The sequence below is a fragment of the Cellulomonas sp. genome (genome assembly GCF_036279715.1).
Lineage (GTDB): Bacteria > Actinomycetota > Actinomycetes > Actinomycetales > Cellulomonadaceae > Cellulomonas_A.
In genome coordinates this window covers 1-23,357 of the sequence record NZ_DASUIR010000013.1, presented here as the reverse complement: position 1 = coordinate 23,357, position 23,357 = coordinate 1, and the positions used below count along the sequence as shown (strand labels likewise).

General features: G+C 70.6%; 18 protein-coding genes. 7 read left to right on the top strand and 11 right to left on the bottom strand.

The genetic code is table 11. The features are described from left to right. Nucleotides 1-89 precede the first annotated feature (89 nt). From VFW79_RS01275 to VFW79_RS01265, 3 genes are all read right to left on the bottom strand, one after another. Entirely contained in the window at nucleotides 90-1,298 is a 1,209-nt protein-coding gene (locus VFW79_RS01275; protein WP_329675510.1) for a Dyp-type peroxidase, read from the bottom strand. Further along, nucleotides 1,295-1,888 (bottom strand): copper chaperone PCu(A)C, encoded by a 594-nt coding sequence (locus VFW79_RS01270; RefSeq protein ID WP_329675509.1) that lies wholly within the window; start codon nucleotides 1,886-1,888, stop codon nucleotides 1,295-1,297. The genes VFW79_RS01275 and VFW79_RS01270 overlap by 4 nt, the downstream gene beginning before the upstream one ends. A gap of 156 nt (nucleotides 1,889-2,044) precedes the next feature. Then, nucleotides 2,045-2,668, bottom strand: coding sequence for a hypothetical protein (locus VFW79_RS01265; protein ID WP_329675508.1), 624 nt, complete (start codon nucleotides 2,666-2,668; stop codon nucleotides 2,045-2,047). A gap of 277 nt (nucleotides 2,669-2,945) precedes the next feature. On the opposite strand from VFW79_RS01265, the gene VFW79_RS01260 reads away from it, so the two are divergent. The 5 genes from VFW79_RS01260 to VFW79_RS01240 all read left to right on the top strand — a co-directional run bounded on the left by VFW79_RS01260 (nucleotide 2,946) and on the right by VFW79_RS01240 (nucleotide 7,292). Then, entirely contained in the window at nucleotides 2,946-4,001 is a 1,056-nt protein-coding gene (locus tag VFW79_RS01260) for a permease (protein WP_329675507.1), read from the top strand. 24 nt (nucleotides 4,002-4,025) lie between these two features. Beyond that, nucleotides 4,026-4,268, top strand: coding sequence for a thioredoxin family protein (locus VFW79_RS01255; protein ID WP_329675506.1), 243 nt, complete (start codon nucleotides 4,026-4,028; stop codon nucleotides 4,266-4,268). 88 nt (nucleotides 4,269-4,356) lie between these two features. Continuing rightward, nucleotides 4,357-5,370, top strand: a complete 1,014-nt coding sequence (locus VFW79_RS01250) for a cation diffusion facilitator family transporter (protein ID WP_329675505.1) — start codon at nucleotides 4,357-4,359, stop codon at nucleotides 5,368-5,370. 8 nt (nucleotides 5,371-5,378) lie between these two features. Then, on the top strand, nucleotides 5,379-6,533 hold the full coding sequence (locus VFW79_RS01245) for a hypothetical protein (RefSeq protein WP_329675504.1): 1,155 nt from the start codon (nucleotides 5,379-5,381) through the stop codon (nucleotides 6,531-6,533). Nucleotides 6,534-6,539: 6 nt separating this feature from the next. Continuing rightward, nucleotides 6,540-7,292: a sulfite exporter TauE/SafE family protein gene (locus VFW79_RS01240; RefSeq protein ID WP_329675503.1), complete on the top strand. Its 753-nt coding sequence runs from the start codon at nucleotides 6,540-6,542 to the stop codon at nucleotides 7,290-7,292. Between the two features lie 254 nt (nucleotides 7,293-7,546). Here VFW79_RS01240 and arsA read toward each other — a convergent pair whose 3' ends face one another. Together arsA and arsD are read right to left on the bottom strand one after the other, a co-directional pair. After that, complete coding sequence (arsA, locus tag VFW79_RS01235) at nucleotides 7,547-9,436, bottom strand: arsenical pump-driving ATPase (RefSeq protein ID WP_329675502.1); 1,890 nt, start codon at nucleotides 9,434-9,436, stop codon at nucleotides 7,547-7,549. A 1-nt stretch (nucleotide 9,437) separates the two neighbouring features. Then, complete coding sequence (gene arsD / locus VFW79_RS01230; protein ID WP_329675501.1) at nucleotides 9,438-9,818, bottom strand: arsenite efflux transporter metallochaperone ArsD; 381 nt, start codon at nucleotides 9,816-9,818, stop codon at nucleotides 9,438-9,440. 99 nt (nucleotides 9,819-9,917) lie between these two features. On the opposite strand from arsD, the gene VFW79_RS01225 reads away from it, so the two are divergent. After that, a complete protein-coding gene (locus VFW79_RS01225; RefSeq protein ID WP_329675500.1) occupies nucleotides 9,918-10,265 on the top strand; it encodes a metalloregulator ArsR/SmtB family transcription factor in 348 nt (115 codons plus the stop codon). 234 nt (nucleotides 10,266-10,499) lie between these two features. Here the strand turns inward: VFW79_RS01225 and VFW79_RS01220 are convergent, their stop codons facing one another. Genes VFW79_RS01220 through kdpF form a run of 6 tightly spaced genes read right to left on the bottom strand, consistent with a single transcriptional unit; the run spans nucleotide 10,500 to nucleotide 18,305 of the window. Next, nucleotides 10,500-11,186, bottom strand: coding sequence for a response regulator (locus VFW79_RS01220; protein ID WP_329675499.1), 687 nt, complete (start codon nucleotides 11,184-11,186; stop codon nucleotides 10,500-10,502). Next, nucleotides 11,183-13,708, bottom strand: a complete 2,526-nt coding sequence (locus VFW79_RS01215) for a DUF4118 domain-containing protein (protein ID WP_329675498.1) — start codon at nucleotides 13,706-13,708, stop codon at nucleotides 11,183-11,185. Before VFW79_RS01215 ends, VFW79_RS01220 begins: the two co-directional genes overlap by 4 nt. Further along, nucleotides 13,705-14,379 carry a potassium-transporting ATPase subunit KdpC gene (gene kdpC, locus VFW79_RS01210; RefSeq protein WP_329675497.1) on the bottom strand — a complete coding sequence of 225 codons (675 nt, stop codon included), beginning with the start codon at nucleotides 14,377-14,379 and terminating at the stop codon, nucleotides 13,705-13,707. The genes VFW79_RS01215 and kdpC overlap by 4 nt, the downstream gene beginning before the upstream one ends. Before the next feature lies 1 nt (nucleotide 14,380). Further along, nucleotides 14,381-16,555: a potassium-transporting ATPase subunit KdpB gene (kdpB, locus tag VFW79_RS01205; protein WP_329675496.1), complete on the bottom strand. Its 2,175-nt coding sequence runs from the start codon at nucleotides 16,553-16,555 to the stop codon at nucleotides 14,381-14,383. Continuing rightward, nucleotides 16,552-18,216, bottom strand: coding sequence for a potassium-transporting ATPase subunit KdpA (gene kdpA / locus VFW79_RS01200; protein WP_329675495.1), 1,665 nt, complete (start codon nucleotides 18,214-18,216; stop codon nucleotides 16,552-16,554). Before kdpA ends, kdpB begins: the two co-directional genes overlap by 4 nt. Next, nucleotides 18,213-18,305 (bottom strand): K(+)-transporting ATPase subunit F, encoded by a 93-nt coding sequence (kdpF, locus tag VFW79_RS01195; RefSeq protein WP_329675494.1) that lies wholly within the window; start codon nucleotides 18,303-18,305, stop codon nucleotides 18,213-18,215. Before kdpF ends, kdpA begins: the two co-directional genes overlap by 4 nt. Nucleotides 18,306-19,144: 839 nt before the next feature. Between kdpF and VFW79_RS01190 the strand changes: the two genes are divergently transcribed. After that, on the top strand, nucleotides 19,145-22,261 hold the full coding sequence (locus tag VFW79_RS01190; protein ID WP_329675493.1) for a hypothetical protein: 3,117 nt from the start codon (nucleotides 19,145-19,147) through the stop codon (nucleotides 22,259-22,261). Nucleotides 22,262-23,357: the final 1,096 nt, after the last annotated feature.

Sequence of the window (23,357 nt, the reverse complement as noted above, 5' to 3'; positions counted from 1 at the left end):
CCGCGCTGGCAAGCGATCACCATCGATGACATCGCCCCGCCTTACCACCTGGGCGTGCGCGAAGGATGAGCGCCGCGCAGACGCTCCGGTCAGGGCTGCAGGAGCCGCTGGCCGAGATACTCGCCGTCGCGGCACCCGCCGGGCACGGCGAACACCGCGGAGCCGATCGGCGTCGTCCAGGTGTTGAGGAAGTCGGCTTCGTCGAGGCGCCGCTGGATCGGAAGGAACTGCACCACGGGATCTCGCTGGAACGTCACGAAGATCAGCCCCGAGCTCGAGAGTGTGCCGGGAGCGGGCGGCTCGTCGTAGTTGTACGGACGGCGCAGAAATCTCGCACTCGGGTCCTCCGACCGTGCCCGGCGGATGTGAGCGGCAGCGTCGATCACCGGGAACCCGATCGCGTCGACGGCCTCGAGGTCAGGCTCGTCGTGCTCGTGGCTCCCGGTCAGCGGGGCGCCGTCCGCGAGACGCCGCCCCATGGTGAACTCCCTGCCGGTCCGGTCGACCGTGTCCCATGTGTCGAGGTCCATGGCGATGCGGCGGATGACCATCGACGTCCCGCCCACGAGCCAGGCGGGCCCGTCGGCGGCCCAGATGAGCGCGTCGTCGGTTCCCGGGACGAGGTTGCGCGTGCCGTCGACCTGACCCATGAGGTTGCGCATCGTGGTGCCGGGCTCGGTCGCCCCCGGGGTTCGCCGGAAGCCGTGCTGGACCCACCGCACCGACGTGAAGGTCCGCGCGTCCTTGACCAGCATCCGGGTCGTGTGGGCGATCGTGATCTGGTCCTCCGCGCAGATCTGCAGGAGGAGGTCGCCCCCCGACCACTTGTCCTCCAGACGGTCGACCCCGAACGACGGCAGCGGCGCGAGCCAGTCCGGACGCTCGTGCTCGAGCCCACCAGCCGCGAACAGCCCGGGGCCGTACCCGACCGTGACTGTCAGTCGCGCCGGGACCTGTGCAAGCTCCGGCTCGGTGTCGGACAGAGCGGGTCGCCCCACGGCCAGGCGGTCGATGTCGTCGGTCCAGATCCGCATGAGTCGTGCGAGTGCCGGACGGTCCACTCCGTCACGGAGGTCGAGGGCGACGAAGGCGGCGAATGCCTGGGGGGCAGTGCCCACGCCTGCCTGGCGTTCCCCGCGCGCGGGGACGATCGCCTGTCCGGTCGCGTCGCTCGGAGGCGGTGCGTGGGACGCCGTCGCGTCCCACGCCGTGCGCCCTCCGAGGGCCAGGGCGGCACCACCGAGGGCGGCGGCGCCTCCCTGGAGGAACGCGCGACGGTCGACCCTGTCCGAGGTCACGGTGTCGCCGCGGTTGTGGGGTTCGGGTTCGATGACGGCGCCATGCCCGATCCGTCACCGTAGGACTCGTTCGCTCCGGAGTACGACCGGGCTGATGCCATGAGCTCGTAGGTCGATCCATCGTCTGCCGAGAGCGTGACCGGGACGTCGTCGCCCGGCTTCACCGGTGCGGTGAGGCCGACCAGCATGAGGTGCAACCCCCCGGGCATGAGCTCGAGCGACCCACCTGCGGGCACGACGAATCCGCTCTCCTTGGGGCGCATGACCATCTGCCCTGACGCGTCGGCCGCCATCTCGTGCAGCTCGACCTTCGCGGCCGCCGTCGAGCTCGCGGACGTGATGTGGATGTCGGTGTCGCCGTCGTTGACGAGGGTTCCGAATGCGGCGGTCATGCCGGAGTCGGTCGCCTTGGCCCACGGGTCGGTGACGGACAGCGTCGCGGTCGACGTACCCCTCGACGCGCTCGCCGATGCCGGTGCGTCGGTGGCCCCGGGTGAATCGCCCGCGCAGGCCGAGAGCGCGAGAACGACCCCGAGGCCGATCGCTGAGGTGGCGAGGATCCGGGAGATCTGATGGGTGGCGTGTCGCATGGCAGGGCCTTTCGGGGCATGGTCGAGGACCGTGCCCAGAGCGTGATGGTCGGAAGCTGGTCGGGTCGCATCGCTGGCATCGCACCGGGGCTCAGGCTCCGCTGGCGATGGTGGTTGTGCGCCGCACTGCGGCGGACGGACCGAGGGGTCACGGGATCAGGCGGCTGAAGGCGCCCATGGGGGACCGCGCCGGGGGTCGGCGCTGTGCATCCGTGCGCACGGCCGGACGATGTCGAGCACCGGCGTCGGCACCTGACGAGCTGACGTGGGAGCCGGTGTGGGCCCGAGGTCGTGGAGCAGCGGAGGGACTGATGCCCACCAGTGCAGTGCCATGCGCGCGGCGCGGTCGCCACCGACGAGCACGAGCGCCGCCGTGACGGTCGCTGCCGCGTGCGCCATCAGCATCACCGGCGACATCGCAGTCGTCATGGCATCCATCGCCGGAGCTGCGCTGCTCACCACTGCGTGGGGCGTCATCGAGGCGTGCATACCGGCAGACGAGCCCGGAGCCAGGGGGTGCCCGCTGGACAGCAGTGCGAGCGCGTGATGGAGCGCGAGCTGGCCGACGCCGAGCACCGGGGCAAGGAGCCAGAGGCGAAGGTGCCACCGGGAGAGCACGGTCGTCGCCAGGAGAACGAGGCTGCCGAGGGCAGCGAGCGAGAGGAGCGGGGGTAGGTCGCCACCCCCCAGCTGATGCGCACCCACTGCCAGGCCGCTGACGGTGGCCCCCGTCAGCACTCCGCGGACGACCCTCAGTCCGCTGCGCGTCGTCGGGTCCACGACGATGACGCTACCTCGGGTCTGGGCCTCGGCAGCCCACCGTTGCGGACGTTCGTCCTGCCGCCCGGCGGTTCACTGTGCGGCGCCGAGTCATGTCGGGCGGTGCGAGCGGCGCTGCCGTCCCTCGCGCACGATGTGCGCGTCGGCCGCGCGGGCCTCGGACGTGCGGCCGTGCGCTGGACCAAGGTCCCGATCTGGCGTCGGACGCCCGGTGCTACGGTTCAACCGTGACTGATACAACCATCGTTGAAGTGACGGTCTCCAGGGCAGTGTCCTTGTGAGTGTCGCGGAGAGGTTGCGCGCGAGGACCCCGGTCCGGCGTTGGGTCGGCCTGGGTGCGGCCGCGGTGGTGTGGTTCGCCCTGTACGAGGTGAACCTGCCGGTGTGGGACTGGGTCGTCTACCAGGTCCTGGGCCTGGATGCGGCCAGCCAGCTGGGGTCCGGGGTCCACTTCTTCTTCTACGACTCGATCAAGATCCTCCTGCTGCTCGTCTCGATCATCTTCGCCGTCACGGTGCTCCGCTCGTTCATGAGCGTGGAGCGCACGCGGGCGCTGCTGGGGGGCAAACGGGAGGGCATCGGCAACGTGATGGCGGCCGGGCTGGGGGTCATCACCCCGTTCTGCTCGTGCTCCGCGGTCCCGGCATTCATCGGGTTCGTCGCGGCGGGCGTGCCGCTCGGGGTCACCATGAGCTTCCTGATCGCCAGCCCGTTGGTCAACGAGGTCGCGATCGCGCTGCTGTTCGGAATGTTCGGCATCGGCCCCACGGTCCTGTATGTCGGCTCCGGTCTGGTCATCGCGATCGTGGCGGGCTTCACGATGGGTCGCCTCAAGCTCGAGCACTGGGTCGAGCCGTTCGTCTTCGAGACGCGCCTGGGTGGGCAGGTCATCGACTCGACCTTCGGGCTGACCTGGGACGACCGGATCCAGATGGGTATCGAAGAGGTCGTCACGATCCTGCGCAAGATCTGGCCCTACCTGCTGGTCGGCATCGGGTTGGGCGCCGCGATCCACGGCTGGGCACCGGAGGACTTCTTCACGCGCTACGCCGGGGCCGGCAACCCGTTCGCCGTGCTGATCGCCGTCGCGATCGGCATCCCGCTGTACTCCAACGCCGCCGGGATCATGCCCCTGGTCCAGGCCCTGCATGACAAGGGCCTGCCGATGGGCACCCTGCTCGCCTTCATGATGGCCGTCGTCGCCCTGAGCCTGCCGGAGATGATCCTGCTGCGCCGGGTGCTCAAGCCCCAGCTCATCGCGACGTTCATCGCCGTGACCGGTCTGGGCATCATCGCCGTCGGCTATCTGTTCAACGCGGTCATCCCGTCCTGACACCCCACCTCAAGGAGAACCAGCATGATCATCAAGATCCTCGGCTCGGGCTGCGAGAACTGCGCCAACCTGGAGAAGGCCGCGCGCGAGGCAGCCACCGGCCTGGGCATCGACGCCACCTTCGAGAAGGTCACCGACTACGCGGCCATCGTCGGCTACGGCGTCATGCGCACCCCGGCCCTCGTCGTCGACGAGAGCCTCGTGCTGTCCGGTCGGGTCCCCACCGCTGCCCAGGTCCGCGACATCCTCGCCCCGCTGGTCGCCTGATGGACCAGGCCGCGCCGCGTGCCCGGGCTGTCGTGCCCCGACGCCCGGCCCGGTCCTCCGGTGCGAATGGCACCCCGCCGTGACCGACATGACCGCCACAGCGTCCCAGCCGGCGGCCCCGGTCGGCCACGCGTTCGAGCACGGCGGCGACATCGCCCGCCCGGGGCAGCGCCGCGCTCTGGGCTGGGCGCTCGGTGTGAACACCGCCCTGCTGGTCGTCGAGGTCATCGGCGGCATCGTGTTCGGGTCGCTGGCGCTGCTGGCCGACGCGGCGCACCTGGTCTCCGACGTCGCCGGCCTCGGCATCGCCCTGGGTGCGCTGATCCTGACGGCCCGCCCGGTCTCTACCCGGCACAGCTTCGGGTTCGCCCGCGCGGAGGTGATGGCCGCCCAGGTCAGCGCCCTGCTGCTTCTCGCAGCCGGGGTGTGGATCCTGGTCGAGGGCGTGACGCGCCTGGGTGACCCGGTGCCGGTGCAGGGCGCCGGACTCGCCGCGGTCGCGACCCTGGGGCTGGTGGTCAACGCCGGCAGTGCGATCGTGGTCCACCGCGCCCAGGCGGAGAGCCTCAACATGCGGGCCTCGTTCGTGCACCTCGCCACCGATGCCGCCGGGTCTCTCGGGGCGGTCGTCGCGGGCCTGGTAATCATGGGCTGGGGCTGGGCGCGCGCGGACTCCATGGTCTCGATCGCCACGGCGGCCCTGGTGCTGTGGACCGGGTGGGGACTGCTCCGCGAGTCGACCCATGTCTTGATGGAAGGCACCCCTCGCGGGCTGGATCCTGCCGGGGTCTCCGCCGCGATGGCCCACGTCGACGGGGTGGTCGGGGTCCACCACCTGCACCTGTGGAACCTGGCTTCCGACGTCCCGGCCGCCTCGGCCCACATCGTCCTGTCCGGCCAACCCACCCTGCGCGAGGCGCAGCAGACCGCCGATGTCGTCAGGTCGGCCTTGGCCGACCGGTTCGCCCTGACGAACGTGACCCTCGAGCTCGAGGACATCACCTCATCGGCTGCCGCACGCACCGTTCCGTCGTCGCGCCCCGGCTCGTCCCTGACACTGACACCCGCCCCGACCACCGACCGAACACCGACCGAGAGCTGAGACACGCCGTGACCACCGATGCCACCGGGGACCCCACCCGCACCCTTCCGACCCCACCCGACGGCGAGTCGACCCTTCAGTCGCACCGCGCCGCGGCCCAGGCCCGGATGCGTGACCTGCATCCGGGGTGGTTCGCGTCGGTGATGGGGACCGCGATCGTGGCGGTGGCCACCTACGACAACCCCGGGAACCTTTCTGCGCTGCGCGGGTTGGCCCAGGGCGCCGGGGCGGGGTTGGCGGTTCTGGCTTACGCGATGGGCGCTGTCCTGGTCGTGGCCTACGCGCTGCGCTGGGTCCGCCACACAGAGGCCGCGCGTGCCGACCTGCGCCACCCCGTCATGGGTGCGATGCACGCGACCGTGCCGGGTGGCCTGCTCGTCCTGGCGGTGATGACGTCCGTCGTCGGTCCTGAGCTGTTATCCGCAAGCGCGGTCACCGTGGTCGTCGCCACGCTCGCGATCCTCGGTGCCGCGCTCGGCCTGCTGATCAGCGTGGCCTTCGCGTATGGGCTGTTCACCGGGGAGCATCCCGCGGCCGCGGTCAACGGTGGTTGGTTCGTCCCGCCGGTGGTCACGATCATCATCCCGATGGCCCTGACACCGTTGATGCCCCACGTCGGGGCCGGCACCGCGCGGTTGCTGCTGGCTCTGGGTTATGCGACCTACGGGATGGGGTTCGTGCTCTTCCTGCTCACCATGGGGCTGCTCCACGACCGCCTCGTCCTGCACCCCATGCCGCCCGCCGCACTCGCGCCCACCGTGTGGATCGCCCTGGGCCCGGTCGGCGTGGGGACGCTGGCGCCCCTGGCGCTGGCCCGCGCCGGCCAGTCTGTCTTCGGCGCAGCCGCGCCGGCCGTCACGCTGCTCAGCCAGCTCGTCGGGACCGCACTGTGGGGCTTCGGACTGTGGTGGCTCGCCATCGCCGTCACGTTGCTCGTGCGCTACGTGCGAGCCGGCGGGCTGCCGTTCCACCTGGGCTGGTGGGCCTTCACGTTCCCGCTCGGCGCGTTCACCGTCGCCACGGTCACTCTCGCTCGCGCCTGGCAGACCCCGGCGCTGGAAGGCATTGCCGCACTTCTCTACGTGGCCCTCGTCGGCTTCTGGTCCGTCGTGGCCGTCAGGACCGCGGCCGCGACCCGCACCGGGCGCATCTGGCAGCGCTGAGGACTCATGGACGCCGTCGTGTTCGTCATCGCGGGTGGTCTGTTCGCTCTGTCGGTGGCGTCGGGGATGCTCGGCCTGGGCGTCGCGTTCGCGGCCGTGCCGTTCCTCGGCTTCTTCATGCCAGACCTCGTCCATCAGGTCCAGCCGCTGAGCCTGTTCCTCAACGGCGTCACGGCCCTGTTCGCTGCGTTCGGGTTCGCGCGCAGCGGTCACGTGTCGTGGCGTCCGGCGATCCTTCTGACCGCTGTGACCGCGACCGTGGCACCGCTGGGGTCGTGGCTGGCCCAGTACGTCGCCCAAGGCTGGCTGTGGGTGATCTACCTGCTGGCGGTGGGCTACCTGGCCTGGCAGATGTTCCACCAGACCAAGCGGGAGTCCGACACGTCCGCCGCCCCGAACCTGCGCCTCGCGCTGCTTCTGGCCGCGCCGATCTCCCTGCTCGCCGGACTGCTCGGTGTCGGTCCGGGATTCCTGCTCATGCCCGTGCTGATCCTCGTCGGCTTCGAGCCCAAGAACGCGGCCGGCATCAACGCCGTCGCGGTGACACTGCCCTCGTTCACCGCTCTCATCCCGCACATCTCCACGGCTCAGGTCGACCTTCAGCTCGCCGGCGTCCTGATCGTGGTCGGCGCTGTCGGGTCGTTCCTCGGGGCGCGTCTGACGAGCAGGTTCGTCTCGGGTCCGGTGCTCAAGCGCGTCTTCGGGATCCTCATCGTCGTCATGACGGCCGTGAAGGTGGCGACCCTCCTCACGTCCTGAGGAGGGTCGCCGCGCTCAGACCGACAGCTCGACGGGGTGACACCAAGCTCGTGGAGGAGGTTGAGAATCCGCGTGCGGATCTCGTCGCCGATCGGCCGGACGGAGTCGATCTCCCGCCCGGCGGGGTCGTCGAGCTTCCAGTCCTCGTAGCGCCATCCGGGGGCAGGTCAGGCAGACGTCGCCACAGACCACCGTGATGACGACATCCGCGCCTCGGTCGCCGTCATCCGTCAGGGGTTGGGCACGCGGAGCCGTCAGCGTCGTCGGCCGGGTCGGCGAGGATCGTGCACGGTTCGGAGGACGTCGTCGGCCGAGCCGACCCGATCGCCTCGCGACGTGAGCGGTCGAAGCCCGTCGCGGCCAACCGGTGTCCGCGACGCCCACGGCACGATGACGGGGGGTCGGGGGCTCGCAGCCTCGATCTCAGCAAGCCAGCGGTTCTCCTGCGACGCGCGCGCGCGAAGGATCGGATCGGTCGTGGAGGTCGCCGACAGGGCGCTGTTGGCGACCCAGGTGTAGGGGCGCAGCCCGGCGCGGGCTAGGTCGGCCTGCAGCTCGAGCGCTTCGTGCACGGGGGTGGCCTCAGGCAGGGCGACCAGGATGATCCGGGTGTGCTCGGCGTCGCTCAGCGAGGTGAACAGGTGCGTGGAGGGTTCTCCTGAGGTATCCGCGGCGCGGCGTCCGGCCTGCTGGGCGAAGCTCTGGGAGGACTGCAGGAGCAGCAGCGTGTGCCCGGTCGGGGCGGTGTCGATGACCATGTAGCGGCCCGCGGCGTCGGCAACCGTTCGTGCGAAGGCGTGGAAGACGGCGACCTCTTCGGTGCACGGCGAGCGCAGGTCCTCGGTCAGGAGCTCGAGGGCCGCACCGTCGAGCTGCGCGCCGGCCGTCGCCAGGACGCGGGCGGTGTGGGCCGAAGTCTCGGCGACGGGGTCAATCCGGGTGATGGTCAGGTTCACGGGGCCGTCGGGCAGCACCTGCTGCACGTGCGCGGCGGGGTCGGTCGTGGTCAACGTGACCGGCAGGCCTCGATCGGCCAGCGCCAGGGCGATCGCGGCGGCGATGGTCGTCTTGCCGACGCCGCCCTTGCCCATGGTCATGACGATCCCCGGCCCGGCCTGTGCGATGTCGTCGACCAGCTCGGCGAGACTCGGCCCGTGGACCGGTGGCCACGGGGTGCCGGCGTCGGGCGCGGTGATGGCGCCGGTCGGGTCAAGGGCCGCGCGCAGTGCGTCGATCCCCATCGGTGCCCGCGCGAGCAGCGGCACCGTGTCGATCGACAGGGCGCGGCCGAGCGCCTCGGGCAAGTCCCTCAGCACAGCCTGTTCCCGTTCGAACCGCGCGGACGCGATGGCGTCATCGCCTTCGGGGGCGGCCAGGACACCGTTGATGACCAGACGCTGGTGGGTCATGTCGAGCGCGGCGAGCTCGTGGGCAGCGCGATCGGCCTCGTCCAGGGTCGCCCGCTCGGCCCGCGTGACCAGGACGACGGTCGTCGTCGCGGGGTCGCGCAGCGCCGCCAGGCTGTCGCTGTAGTCCTCTTGCGCCCGACCCAGGGCCGAGACCGGTCCGACGCACGTCACCCCGGCGGTGTTCGTCTCCAGGAACCCGGTCCAGGCGGCCGGCAGGCTCAGCAGGCGCAGCGTGTGACCGGTCGGCGCCGTGTCGAAGACGACATGGTCGTACGCCGCAGTGATGTCAGAGCTCGTCACGATCGCGACGAACTCGTTGAACGCGGCCACCTCGACGGTGCATGAGCCCGAGAGCTCCTCCTCGATCGACGCGACTGCCGACGCGGGCAGCACCGCCCGATAGGGCCCGACGACGCGCTCGCGATACGCGGCGGCGGCGGCGTTCGGGTCGATGTTGACCACGTCGAGCCCGGTGACACCCGGCACGAGGACGCGCGTGGACCCGCGCACGGGTGGCATGCCGAAGACCTCGGCGAGGTTGCTGGCCGGGTCGGTCGAGACGATCAGGACCCGGCGTCCGGCGTCGGCCAGGGCGATCGCGGTCGCTGCAGCGCAGGAGGTCTTGCCGACCCCGCCCTTGCCGGTGAAGAACAGGAACGGCGTCGGTGCGGCCAGGAGCCCACCGAGCACGCGTGTGTCGGGTGCGACCCGCGGGGCCGACGTCGTCCCCGTCATCTCAGCAGCCGCCGGTGCCGCCGCAGCACCCACCGGCCGCCGGCGCGGACGCCATCGGCAGCATCTGCAATGGCGCCGTCTTCACACCCGCCCACATGGCCAGCTCCGCGCGGGTGGGGTAGCGGCCCTTGGAGGTCAGCACCCCGTCCACGACGACCGCGGGCAGCGCCTCGGTTCCGTCGGTCTCGAGGGCGTTGCGCACCGACTCGGTGGCCACGAACTTGGCAGGCTCCTGGGACAGGGTCGCCCGCTCGACGTCGACGCCCTGAGCGGTGAGCCACTCCAGGTCGGCCGCGAAGGTCGACAGGGTCGGGTCCACATCCGTCCCGCACACCCCGGTCGAGCAGCACATCGCCGGGTCGAACACCTTGACTGTTGCCATCACGCACTCCTGGGATCGATGCCTGCGTCGGACTCGCCGATCAATTCGCATCGGCGAACGCTGATATCAATGTACGCCGATGTAATGTAACCTCGGTCCATGACCAAGGTCCTGGACGTCGCCATCACGGCCTCGCCGGGGGCGACCGCAAGTCTCGCGGCGCAGTTCGCGCTGCTGGCCGATCCGTTGCGTCTGCAGATCGTCCAGGGGCTGTCGCGTGAGCAGCTGTGCACCTGCCACCTCATGGACCTCACGGGTGCGAAGCAGACCACCATCAGCCACCACCTGCGTCTGCTGCGCGAGGCCGACGTCATCCTCGGCGAGGCCGAGGGCCGCTTCACCTGGTACCGCCTTGCCCCGGGCGCCTTCACCCGAGCACTGCGCGACTTGCAGGGCATCGCCTCCGGCGAACCGGCACCCCGGCTGCGGCCGGCCTGCGCCGTCTGACCGACTGTCGCGGCCGGAGGAGCCGCACGCATCAGGTCGCCATCGGCGGCAGCGACGCGGGGATCAGCGCCGCGCTGTGAGCCCGCGAGCTCGACCCGTCGTGCAAGGTCACCGTCGTCCTGGCGGATGACTACCGGACTTCTCCATCTGCGGCCTGCCCTACTACGTGTCCGGCGACGCCGTCGCTCAGCTTCGCGCGATCGGGTCTCGGTGTTGTCTGCGGCGGCGCGTGGCTCAGGTCGTCTCGAAGATGTAGCCCATGCCGGGCTGGGTGATGAAGTGCTGCGGGTGGGCCGGGTCGACCTCGAGCTTGCGGCGCAGGTTGGCGGTGTACACGCGGAGGTATCCGGTCTCGTTGGTGTAGGCCGGACCCCACACCTCGCGCAGCAGCTGGTCGCGGCTCACGAGCTTGCCGCGGTTGCGCACCAGGATGTCGACCAGCGCCCACTCGGTCGGGCTCAGGCGCACCTCGTCGCCGCAGCGCAGCACCCGGCGCCGCGCCAGGTCGATCGTCAGGTCGCCCGCCTCGACGACCGCCTCGGTCGCGTCACCGGGCGCCGCCCGTCGAACTGCGGCGCGCAGTCGCGCGAGGAGCTCGTTCATCGCGAATGGTTTGGTGACGTAGTCGTCGGCGCCCGCGTCGAGGGCGTCTACCTTGTCCTCGCCGTGCTGGCGCGCCGACAGGACCACGATCGGTACCCTGCTCCAGCCGCGGATCCCGGCGATGACGTCGAGGCCGGTGATGTCGGGCAGTCCCAGGTCGAGCAGGACCACGTCGGGGTGCCAGGTCGCCGCGAGGTCGAGCGCATGGGCGCCGTCCGGTGCCGTGGCGACGTCCCAGCCGCTGGATCGAAGGTTGATCGCCAGCGCACGGACGAGCCCGGGCTCGTCGTCCACCACGAGGACCCTGGACGCCGTCATGTGAGCAGCTCCGGTGCGAGAGGGATCGAGATGACCATCGTCAGGCCCCCGCCGGGCGTGTCGTCCGCGGTGAGCTCGACGCCGACCGCCGCGGCGAGTCCCTGAGCGACGGCAAGCCCCAGACCGAGTCCGTCGGGTGAGGAGTCGCCCAGCCGCTGGAAGGGCTCGAACATGCGGGCCTTGAGGTCGTCGGACAGCCCGGGACCGGTGTCGACGACGCGGAGCTCGACGCGGTCTCGGGTCGCGGATGCGAGCACCCGCACGGGTGCGCCGTTCCCCGAGTGCCGGACGGCGTTCGAGACGATGTTCGCCACGACCCGCTCGAGCAGCCCCGGGTCGGTGCTCACCAGAGGCAGCGTCTCGGGCACGTCCATGCTCACCTGGTCGGGCCCGAAGCCCTCGGTGGCGAGCGGGACGACCTCGTCGAGGCTGGTCGCCCGAAGCACGGGCCGGACGCTCCCGGTCTGGAGACGAGAGAGGTCGAGCAGGTTCTCGATCAGCCGCTCGAGGCGGGCAGTCGCGGAGCTCACGGTGTCGACGAGGGCCGCAGTGTCGTCGTCGTTCAGGTGCATCTCCGGCGATGCCAGTCCGTCCACCGCCGCACGGATCGTCGCAAGCGGTGTGCGCAGGTCATGGGAGACCGCAGCAAGCAGGGCGCTGCGTGCGGCGTCGGCCTGCTGGAGCGCCTGGGCCTGATCCGCCTGCTCGCGGAGTCGCCGGTACTCGAGCACGAGACCCGCCTGACCTGCGAACGCCTCGAGCACGCTTCGGCCGCTGGCGTGCAGGACCCGTCCGCGCAGGGCAAGCACACGGTTCGGGTCGATCGTGACGACGGTCTGCGCGGCGTCGGGATCCAGCGCGGGGTCGGTGCCGTCCGTGGCGAGCGCATGCCAGGTGCCGCGAGCGGAGTCGCGTGCGAGCAGCGAGACGGCCTCGAGGTTGAACGTCTCGCGCAGTCGCGCGACGACCGCCTGGGCGGTGTCCTCACCCGTGAGGACCGAGCGCGACACTGCTGCGAGCGCTGACGCCTCCGCTCTGGCGCGGAAGGCCTCGGCGGTCCGCCGAGCCGCGAGGTCGACCACGGAGGCGACCGCGATGGCCACCAGCACGAACACGACGAGGGCTAGGACGTTCTCGGGTTCGGCGATGGTCAGGCGGCCGGTCGGGGGGGTGAAGAAGTAGTTCAGGTTCACGAAGCCGATGACGGCGCTGAGGATCGACTGCCACAGGCCCGCGACGAGGGCGACTGCGACGGTCAGCGCGAGGAAGAGCAGCAGGGCGGTCGGTAGGCCGACGTCGCCCGGGAGGAGCGCCAAGATCCCGGTGAGCGCCGCGGGGCCCAGGAGGGCCAGGACCCAGCCCGCGATGTTGCGCCGCGCCGACTGCGCCGTCGAGCGGGTCGGCCTGCGCCGGCCGGTCCTCGCGCTCGCGTGGTTGACCAGGTGGACGTCGACGTTCTCGGCGAGCCGCGCGATCTCGACGCCGTTGCTCTCGGAGAGCGCTTCGCGCCACCGGCTGCGTCGCGAGACGCCGACGACGATCATGGTGGCGTTGACCGCGGTGGCGAAGTTGACGACCGCCGCCGCGACGTCCTCGCCGATCACGGTGTGGAACTCGCCTCCGAGCGACTCGACCAGGACACGCTGTGCGGCGATCGCCCGGGGCGGTGCGCTCGGTAGCCCGTCGGTGGCGAGCACGTGCACGCCCAGGAGCTCGGACCCGGCTGCGCGCTGGGCGATCCGCGCTCCGCGCCGGATGAGCGTCTCGCTCTCGGACCCGCCGGTGACGGCCACCACGATGCGCTCACGCGCGGGCCACGGCTGGTCGATCCGGTGGTCGCGGCGATAGGTCGCCAGTGCGTCGTCGACCCGGTCGGCCAGCCACAGGAGCGCGAGCTCCCGCAGCGCGGTGAGGTTGCCGACCCGGAAGTACGACGACAGTGACGCGTCAATCTGCTCGGCCCGATAGATGGCGCCGTGCGCGAGCCGGCGGCGCAGCGCGGACGGCGGCAGGTCGATGAGCTGGATCTGGTCGGCGTCGCGCACGACGTGGTCGGGGACGGTCTCGCGCTGGCGCACGCCGGTGATGGCCGCCACGTCGTCGTTCAGCGACTCGAGATGCTGGACGTTGACCGTGGTGACGACGTCGATGCCCGCCTCGAGCAGCTCGAGCACGTCCTCCCACCGCTTGGTGTGGCGCGACCCAGGGACGTTCGTGTGCGCCAGCTCGTCGACCATCGCGACCTGGGGTGCCCGGCGCAGCACGGCGTCGACGTCGAACTCGGTGAACTCCTTGCCCTGGTAGTCCAGCACTCGCCGAGGCATGATCTCGAGCCCCTCGAGCTGGGCGGCCACGCCGGCGCGGCCATGGGTCTCAACCAGCCCGACCACGACGTCGGTTCCGCGGGCGCCGCGACGGTGCGCCTCGTCGAGCATCGCGTACGTCTTGCCGACGCCGGGCGCGGCACCGAAATAGACCGTGAGCCGGCCCTTGCGAGCGCGGTCGACCGGGGGTGTGCTCACGGGGCCATTGTCTCCAGTGCGATGTTGAGCCGGAGCACATCGACCCGGGACTCGCCCAGGAGTCCCCAGGTGCGGCCCTGGATGCTGCCCGAGACGAGCGCCGCGACGCGCTCTGCCGGAATCCCACGCGCGGCGGCGACGCGGGTGACCTGCAGGCGGGCGTAGGCGGGGGAGATGTCCGGGTCGAGCCCCGACGCGGAGGCGGTGAGGGCATCCGCCGGGACTGCCGCCGAGGCGACGCCGTTGTCACCCGCGACCTGCTGGCGGCGCTGCTGGACGGTCGCGAGCAGGTCGGGGTTGTTCGGACCGAGGTTCGACCCTCCGGAGGCCAGCGTGTCGTACCCGTCGCCGGCCGCCGACGGGCGCGGGTGGAACCACGTCGGGCCGCTGAAGTCCTGCCCGATGAGCGCCGAGCCGACCACGGCGTGAGCGCCTGTCCCCGTGACCGACGTGGTCCGCTGGCCGGTCGACGTGATCAGCGAGCCGTTGGCCTGCCACGGGAACGCGAGCTGCCCGACCGCCATGACGGTCGCGGGGTACACGATCCCCAGCATGACGGTGAACCCGAGGAGCACCCGCAGACCGGCCCAGGTCTGCCGGGTGAACTGGAGGACGATCGCACCGAGGGACTGGGAGGCCGGGGCGTGGAGCACCGTTGTTGTGGTGGTCATGTCAGCTGATCCCGGGGACGAGGGAGACGAACAGGTCGATGAGCTTGATGCCGAGGAACGGGACGACGAGCCCGCCGACGCCGTAGACGAGCAGGTTGTGCCGCAGCATGACCGAGGCGGCCGCGGGCCGGTAACGCACCCCGCGCAGCGAGAGCGGGATGAGCGCGATGATGATCAGCGCGTTGAAGATGACGGCGGACAGGATCGCGGACTGCGGGCTCGACAGCCGCATGACGTTGAGGACGGCGAGCTGCGGGAAGACGACTACGAACATGGCCGGCAGGATCGCGAAGTACTTGGCGACGTCGTTGGCGATGGAGAACGTCGTCAGCGCCCCGCGGGTGATCAGCAGCTGTTTGCCGATCTGCACGATCTCGATGAGCTTGGTCGGGTTGGAGTCGAGGTCGACCATGTTCCCGGCCTCCTTCGCCGCCGTCGTGCCGGTGTTCATCGCGACCCCCACGTCGGCCTGGGCGAGCGCCGGCGCATCATTCGTCCCGTCGCCTGCCATGGCCACGAGCCGGCCACCGGCCTGCTCGCGACGGATCAGATCGAGCTTGTCCTCGGGCGTCGCTTCGGCCAGCACGTCGTCGACGCCGGCCTCGGCCGCGATGGCGCGCGCCGTGACCGCGTTGTCGCCCGTCACCATCACGGTGCGGATGCCCATCGCGCGCAGCTCGTCGAACCGCTCGCGCAGACCCTGCTTGACCACGTCCTTGAGATGGATCACCCCGAGCACGTGCGCCGGTGCGGACCCGATCTGCTCCGCGACCACCAGGGGCGTGCCACCGGATGAGCTGATCGCGTCGACCACCCGTGCCGTGTCCGGGCCCGTGTGGCCGCCCGTGGAGTGGACCCACGCGGCGACCGCCGCAGCAGCTCCCTTACGAATGCGTCGAACCCCGCCGTCGACCCCGAGGCTTGCGTCCAGGAGGTCGAGCCCGCTCATGCGGGTCCGCGCGGTGAACGGGACCAGGGTGGAGCCGACCAGCTCGCCGGACTCCCGTGCCCGCAGCCCGTACTCCTGCTTGACGAGCACCAGGACGCTGCGGCCCTCGGGGGTCTCGTCGGCCATCGAGGACAGCTGTGCGGCGTCGGCCAGCGCTGCCGGGTCGACGCCGTCGACGGCGATCAGGGCGGCCGCCTGGCGGTTGCCGAAGGTGATCGTCCCGGTCTTGTCGAGCAGGAGCACGTCGACGTCACCTGCGGCCTCGACCGCGCGGCCTGACATCGCCAGCACGTTGCGTTGCACGAGGCGGTCCATCCCGGCGATCCCGATGGCCGAGAGAAGAGCCCCGATCGTCGTCGGGATGAGGCACACCACCAGCGCCACCAGCACGACGAGGGACTGGCGCGAGCCTGAGTAGACGGCGAACGGCTGCAGCGTGGCGACGGCCAGCACGAAGATGATCGTCAACGAGGTCAGCAGCACGTTGAGAGCGACCTCGTTGGGGGTCTTCTGCCGTTCGCTGCCTTCCACCAGTGCGATCATCCGGTCGACGAACGTGTGCCCGGCCGGCGCCGTGATGCGCACGATGATCCGGTCGGACAGCACCGTCGTGCCGCCCGTCACCGCTGACCTGTCACCGCCCGACTCCCGGATCACGGGGGCAGACTCGCCGGTGATCGCAGACTCGTCCACGCTGGCGATGCCCTCGATCACGTCCCCGTCGCCAGGGATCGTCTCGCCCGCCACGACGACGACGACGTCGCCGACCTGCAGCGCGGAGGACGGCACGTCGGTGGTCGGGAGGTCCGCGAGTCCGCTGGTGTGTTCCAGGGTGTCGCGCGGGGCAGTGATCTTGCGCGCGGTCGTCTGCGCCTGCGACGCGCGCAGGCTGGCAGCCTGGGCCTTGCCTCGGCTCTCGGCGACCGACTCCGCGAGCGTCGCGAAGACGACCGTTGCCCACAGCCACACAGTGATGGAGATCGCGAACATGCTCGGGTGTGCGACTGAGAGGACGGTGCACGCGGCCGCGCCGACCTCGACCACGAACATGACCGGTGATCCGGACAGCTCGCGCGGGTCGAGCTTGCGCAGGGCCGCGGGCAGCGCCGCGGCGAGCTGCCGGGGGCCGAGCGCCTGGCGCCCGGCGGGCCGGGCCCGGGTCGTCGGTGCGGACGAGAGCGCGGGGTCGGCTGACGGCCCTGCGGGGTCCAGCACGGTCGGGTTCATGACAGGGCCTCCGCGATCGGACCAAGGGCAAGGACGGGGATGTAGGTCAGGCCGACCACCACGAGAACCACGGACAGCAGAAGGCCGACGAACAGGGGCCGGTGGGTCGGTAGGGTTCCGGCGCTCGGCGGGACGGTCGTCTGGGTCGCGAATCGGCCCGCCAGGGCCAGGACGAGAGCGATCGGGACGAATCGACCCAGCAGCATCGCCAGCCCGAGCAGGGTGTTGTAGAAGGGTGTCGCGACGTTGAGCCCGGCGAAGGCGCTGCCGTTGTTGTTGGCCGCCGAGGTCACGGCGTACAGGACCTCGGACAGCCCGTGCGCCCCCGAGTTGAGGATGCCGGCCTGGCCGGCCGGTGTGGCGATCGCGACCGCGGTGCCGAGCAGGACGATCGCCGGCGTCGCCAAGACGTACAGCGCGACCAGCGTGATCTCGCGGCGGCCGATCTTCTTGCCGAGGTACTCCGGGGTGCGCCCGACCATGAGACCGGCGATGAAGACGGCCACGATCGCCAGCACGAGCATCCCGTACAAGCCTGACCCTGTGCCGCCCGGGGAGATCTCGCCGAGCTGCATGTTGAAGATCGCCACGCCGCCCCCGGCCGCGGTCAGCGAGTCGTGCATCGAATTGACCGCTCCGGTGGACGTCGCGGTGGTCGAAGCGGCCCACAATGCGCTGGCGGCCGTGCCGAATCGGGTCTCCTTGCCCTCGATCGCAGCGCCCACAGCCTGCGGCACCAGGCCCCGTCCTGACATCTCTGCCCAGGTCAACAGGCCCACTGCACCGGCCCACAAAGAGCCCATCACCGTGACGATCGCCCAACCCTGGCGCGTGTCGCCGACCATGATGCCGAACGTCCGGGGTAGTGAGAACGGGATCGCCAGCAGCAGGAAGATCTCGAACAGGTTGCTCAGGGGAGTGGGGTTCTCCAGCGGGTGGGCGGAATTGGCGTTGAAGAAGCCGCCCCCGTTGGTGCCGAGCTGCTTGATGGCCTCCTGGGAGGCGACAGGTCCACCCAGGACGTGCTGACTGCCACCGGCGAGCGTCGCGATCTCGGTGTGCCCTGCCAGGTTCTGAATCACTCCCATCGCGATCAGCGCGACCGCGGCAACGAAGGCCAGCGGCAGCAGGACACGCACGACCGTCCGCATGAGGTCGGACCAGAAGTTGCCGACGCGACCGTCGGCGCCGGACCGGGCCAGACCGCGGATGAGCGCGACCACGACCGCGATGCCCACGGCGGCGGACAGGAAGTTCTGGACCGCGAACCCGGCCATCTGCAGGAGGTGACCGGCAGCCGCCTCACCGGAGTACCACTGCCAGTTCGTGTTCGTCGTGAAGGAGACCGCGGTGTTCCACGCCCCCGCGGGGTCCATCGCCGCCGTCCCTAGCGACAACGGCAGGTGGTCTTGCAGGCGCTCCAGCCCGTACAGCACCAGGACCGACGCCAAGGAGAAGCCGAGCAGCGACAACAGGTAGGTGCTCCAGCGCTGATCGGCGTCCGGGTCGACGCGCAGCGCGCGATACCCCGCCCGTTCCACCCGCAGGTGCCGCGGGGAGGTGAACACCCGCGCCATGTACCCACCGAGCGGGACGTGCACCGCCGCCAGAGCCGCGACGAGCACAAGGATCTGGCCGGCGGCGATCCAGCCGGCGCTCATCGGAGCCTGTCCGCGCGGAGCAGCGCGACGAACAGATAGACCAGAAGCGCGGCGGTCACCACGAGGCCGGCCCAGTCCTCGCCGGTCATGACCGGTCCAACCGGCGGGCAACGAGCGCAACCGCGGCGAAGAGCACCACGGACAACGCGATGAAGGCCAGGTCGGCCATGTCAGCACCTTCGACGTCGGGCGGCCGCGGCGATGAGGGCCGCGGTCCGGTGCGCCGCTACGCACAACTCAGTCCTACCGACCATCGATCGCGACAGCACCGACCTTCGCGAAGCCTTAGCGGTCCGCGGCCCGCCCTTCACGGATCCCTGACCCCACTCCGCCGCCTGCTCGCGACTCGGCTCTCGTTGGGCGCCACCAGGCACCCGCAGCGGCCCGTCCCTCACAGAGCGCCGTCGATGGAGACAATCGGCTGCAGAGCAGCGGCTGATGCGGAGCCAGGTTGGGCTGCTCGGACCATCGCGAGCCCGCGGCCCGACCCTGCAGCCAGGCAGTGCAGCTCCCGGAGGACCGCGCTGGCCTCGTCGCGCGGGTCGCGGCATCGCCGACCGTGCTCTCGTCGGTTCGCCTGCGGACGCAGTGCGAACGGCCAGGGAACCGTCGGAGTCGTCGCCCGAACGTGGTGCTTCCCGAGGAGGCAACGGCGACGGGGCAGCCGACCCATGGGCGTCCTCAGCGGCCCTCTTGCGCCGTTGCAGGCGCGACCCCTATAGTTCGGCGAACCGGTTCGCTGACAAGAATGGCCTTGTCGTCGCGAAGCTGCTTCGCCCTCCCGAGACGTCCGGGCGGCCCGAAGCGGCGGTCGTCACCGTCTCACGGGGTGGTCCAGGGCTCGCATCGGGTCTGACTGCCTGGGCGGTGTGCGGCGTGGTCCCGGTCTGCACTGTCACGTCCATTTCCCAACGGAGGGAGAGAACGCATGAAGCAGCATCGGACACGTTCGCGGCTGAGTTCCCTGGTGATGGTGGCGGCCCTCGTCATCGCCGCAGGCGCCGCTACCGAGATCGTCACGGCCCCCAGAGCTGAGGCCGCGGCCACGCAGACCGTCGACGACGCCGTCGTGAGCGGGACGAACCACTTCACCTACGCCAGCGGTTGGGGGACTGCGACGGGGATCGCGGACCTGAGCCAGGGAACGGCGCACTGGAGCAACGCGACCAACGGTGTCGCGACGTTCACGTTCGTCGGGACGCGGGCCACGATCGTGGGTGTCACGGACGTCGACCAGGGGATCTCGACCTACTCGATCGACGGCGGTGCGGTCGTCACGAAGGACGACTACGCTCCGGCCCGCACCGCCCAGGCGACGCTGTTCGACACCGGCGTGCTCGCCGCCGGCACGCACACGATCACGATCACCGCGACCGGGACCAAGAACGCGGCCAGCACCGGCCACACCGTCGCCCTGGACGCGGCGGTCGTGAGCGCTCCCGACCTGCCGGCCCTGCGTGTCGACCTGGCCGTGAGCACCGGCGCCTTCCACGGTGGCGCGGACGGAACCCTGTACGGCGTCTACGGCGACGGCGTGCCCTCTCGGAACCTCCTCGAGGGCATGGGCCTGCGCACGGTGGCCACCAAGGCGCAGGACGGACCGCAGCATCCGGGTGCGGACGCGCTCGAGGTCGTCCAGCCGATCGCGGACTCCAGTGGTGGCGACACGTACATCTACATGACGGACATCTACCGCGGGTTCCCCTACGAGTGGCCCGGCTCGACCCCGCAGGCACGGCTCGACGACTACCGGGCGAAGGTCGCCGCGGAGGTCGACCAGGTGCTCACCCTCGCTCCGGCCTACCAGTCGCACATCGTCTTCGTCCCGTTCAACGAGCCCGAGGGCAACATGTTCGGCACGGGGACGTGGAGCTACGACGGCACCAGCTGGCTGAACGACCCGACGTCGTTCTTCCAGGCGTGGGACGAGTTCTACAGGTTGATCAAGGGCAAGATGCCGAGTGCCCGGATCGCCGGACCCAACACCAGCGGGCTCTACAACCAGGTGCAGGGCTTCCTGTCCCACACGGCGCAGGCAGGCACCCTGCCGGACGTCATGACCTGGCACGAGCTCAGCGCGCCCGCGACCATCCGCGCCAATGTGGCCAGGTACCGCGGCTGGGAGACCACTCAGCTCGCGGGAACCGCGTACGCCGGTACGCACCTGCCGATCAACCTCGACGAGTACGCGTACAACTACCACACCTCGGTGCCCGGTCAGATGATCCAGTGGATCTCCGCCATCGAGGACTCCAAGGTCGACGCCGACATCGCCTACTGGAACATCGACGGCAACCTCAGCGACTCGGCTGTCCAGGCGAACCGCGGCAACGGCCAGTGGTGGCTCTTCAACGCGTACGGCCACATGACTGGGGACACCGTCCAGGTCACCCCGCCGACGCCAGGGACGAGCTACACCCTGCAGGGCGTGGCGACGCTGGACGCCGCGAAGAACGATGCGCGCCTGATCTTCGGCGGTGCCTCCGGAGGGGCGCATGTGCAGCTCGACCACGTCCCGGCGTCGTTCGGCGGCTCCGTCCACGCGCTCGTCGAGGAGATCCCGTGGACCGGACAGCTGGGCGACTCCGCGCAGCCCCGCGTCCTCGGCGAGCTCAACCAGTCGGTCGTCGGCGGAAGCGTCGCGTTCGACTTCGGCGTCACGCTCCCGGCTCTCAACGAGTCCTCGGCCTACCAGGTCATCCTGACTCCTGGCCAGAACGCGACGTCCAGCCGCGCAGCGACGACCTCCTGGCAGGCAACCTACGAGGCGGAGACCGCTGCCCACACCGGGACCGGCTGGTCGAAGAACGGGCCTGAGGGTTCACCGTCGGCCGTCGCGAAGTTCTTCACCTCCGGCGGCTACGACGTCGGGGGCCTGCGCACGGGCTCCGACGTGCAGCTGGACTTCACGGTCGACGTCCCACAGGCGGGCACCTACGACCTCAGCGTCTTCGCGAACTCGCTGAACACGTACACGCTGGTTGCCGACCAGGGGCCGACCAACGTGTTCCTGAGGGTCGACGGCGCCGCCGAGCAGCAGATGTATCTGCCCTTGGGCTACAAGTGGGTGGTCTGGGACCACGCGGACTCCACGGTCCAGCTCAGCGCGGGGCGGCACACCCTCACGCTCGCCACGACGAGCCTCGACGGTACGAAGACCACGAAGGGTGACGCGATCGTCGACAAGGTGGACCTCGCGCTGCGCAACCCGGCCGCAGCCGTCGCGGTCTACGAGGCGGAGGAGGCGACGCTGTCGGGCGCCACCACCGACTACACCCACACGGGCGTGTCGGGTTCGGGTGTTGCTCGTCTTGTCGCCGGCGACAGCGCCACGTCCTGGGTGTACTCCGCCACGGACGGACCGTCGACGATCACCGTGGACACGCTGGGCGGAGGGACCGGGACGCTGGCCGTCAACGGGACTGCCGTGAAGACGGTGAGCACCTCCACCTCGGCGACGGTGTTCCTCACCGGTGGCGTCAACAAGATCACGGTCACAGGTGCGTCAGGTGCTCTGCTGCTGGACCGCACCCGCGTCGCGGCAGTTTCGGCGGTGCAGACGTACTACGAGGCCGAGGCCGCGCAGCTGGCAGGAACGGCCGCAGTCACCGCGTTCCCGTTGGCAGGTGGGGGTCAGGCCGTCACCGGCGTCGGGGGCGCCCCCGGAAACGCCAACACGGTGACGTTCTCCGTCGTCGCGGCGGCCACTGGCACGTATGCCATGACGGTCCGGTACTCGGACCCGGAGCAGTCTCCGGCCACGCACTACAACCCGGACCCGGTCGCGCGTCACGCCGACATCTCCGTCAACGGAGGGGCGATCGACCGCGAGCTGTTCCCGATGTCGTTCCATGCGGACAACTTCTGGGATCGAACCGTCCTGGTGCAGCTGCAGCAGGGCAGCAACACGATCAGGTTCTCCTCCTCCGAGACGCCTGACTTCAACGGCACGACCTACATCTCCGACCGGTACCCCAGCGACCTGCTGCGGTCGAAGTGGGCTCCGATCATCGACAGGATCGGGATCGCGCCGTTCGTGAGCTAGGCGAGGACCGCCCGTGCCCGGGTGAACCCGGGTACGGGCGGTCCTGCAACCGAGCACGGTCGGGTCCCGGTCTGAGTACGAGCGGCCGGGTGGCGACTGGTGCACCGCTCGGACGTGGGGACGCCCGCCAGGACGGCGTCGGCGTGAATGCCGCAGCCGGACCAGGTGACCTTGCCACAGCTCGAGCATCGGGCAGGACTGCCGATGGGGTTCCTCCTTCGGGTTGTCGACGTATGTCGCGGGCGAGGTCGGGTGGGATCCGGTCAGTGGCGGACGGCGCCGCCGGCGCACTGCCATGCGAACATGCCGCCGGAGACGCTCGCGGCGTCGAAACCGAGCCTGCGCAGGTGAACTCCACGGGGGTGGTGCCGTTCTCATGCGAGGCACCGCTCTCGGTTGCGGGGGCGGCGGCGGCTCGGACGAGCTCGACCAGGGCAACTGGGGCTGTCTTCGTCAGGGTGGGCCGTGACCCCTTCCGTGGGGCGTAACGGGTGAAGGGTGATGGTCGTCCGGCTCGTTTGGCCCGCGAGCCGCTGACCTGCGAGGACACTGCGCGGGAGGCGCTCCGCCGAGTACAGCGCACCCCCTCGGGCACGTCCACCGACGTCCGCCATCAGCGCCGTTGGGGTACGCGTTGGGGTACGCGTCGTGCAGGGCGACCGGTCGCGTGTGAGCGGCGACGGGTGTTCCCCTCGTCAGCCTGGCTGAGACGTCGCTCGGCACACGAAACTCGCGAGGGGGACGACGCGATTCCCGTTCCGCCGGAGTCAGTCCGACCGTCCGGGCCGGCAGGGCAGGACCGTCGCTGGGTCATCGAGGCCGCCTGGCCACGATTCGCATCAGCGGGCGTGGTTGAGCGCGACCTCCGTGATCCCTGGCCGCGCGCGGGGGTAGTCGGTCAGGTAGTCGTCCCACTGGAGCACTGGCATCTCAGTGCCGCGGGTCGGCGAGGTCGTGTGCGAAGCTGCGCAGCCGCTCGACGGCCGCAGGGTCGACGGCCGCAGGCCCACTTCCGGTCTGGGTGATCGCCGCCTTGATCGTGCGGTAGGTGCTGGCCTCGAGGCCGCACCTGCGGCACTCCTCGAGGTGCTGGGCG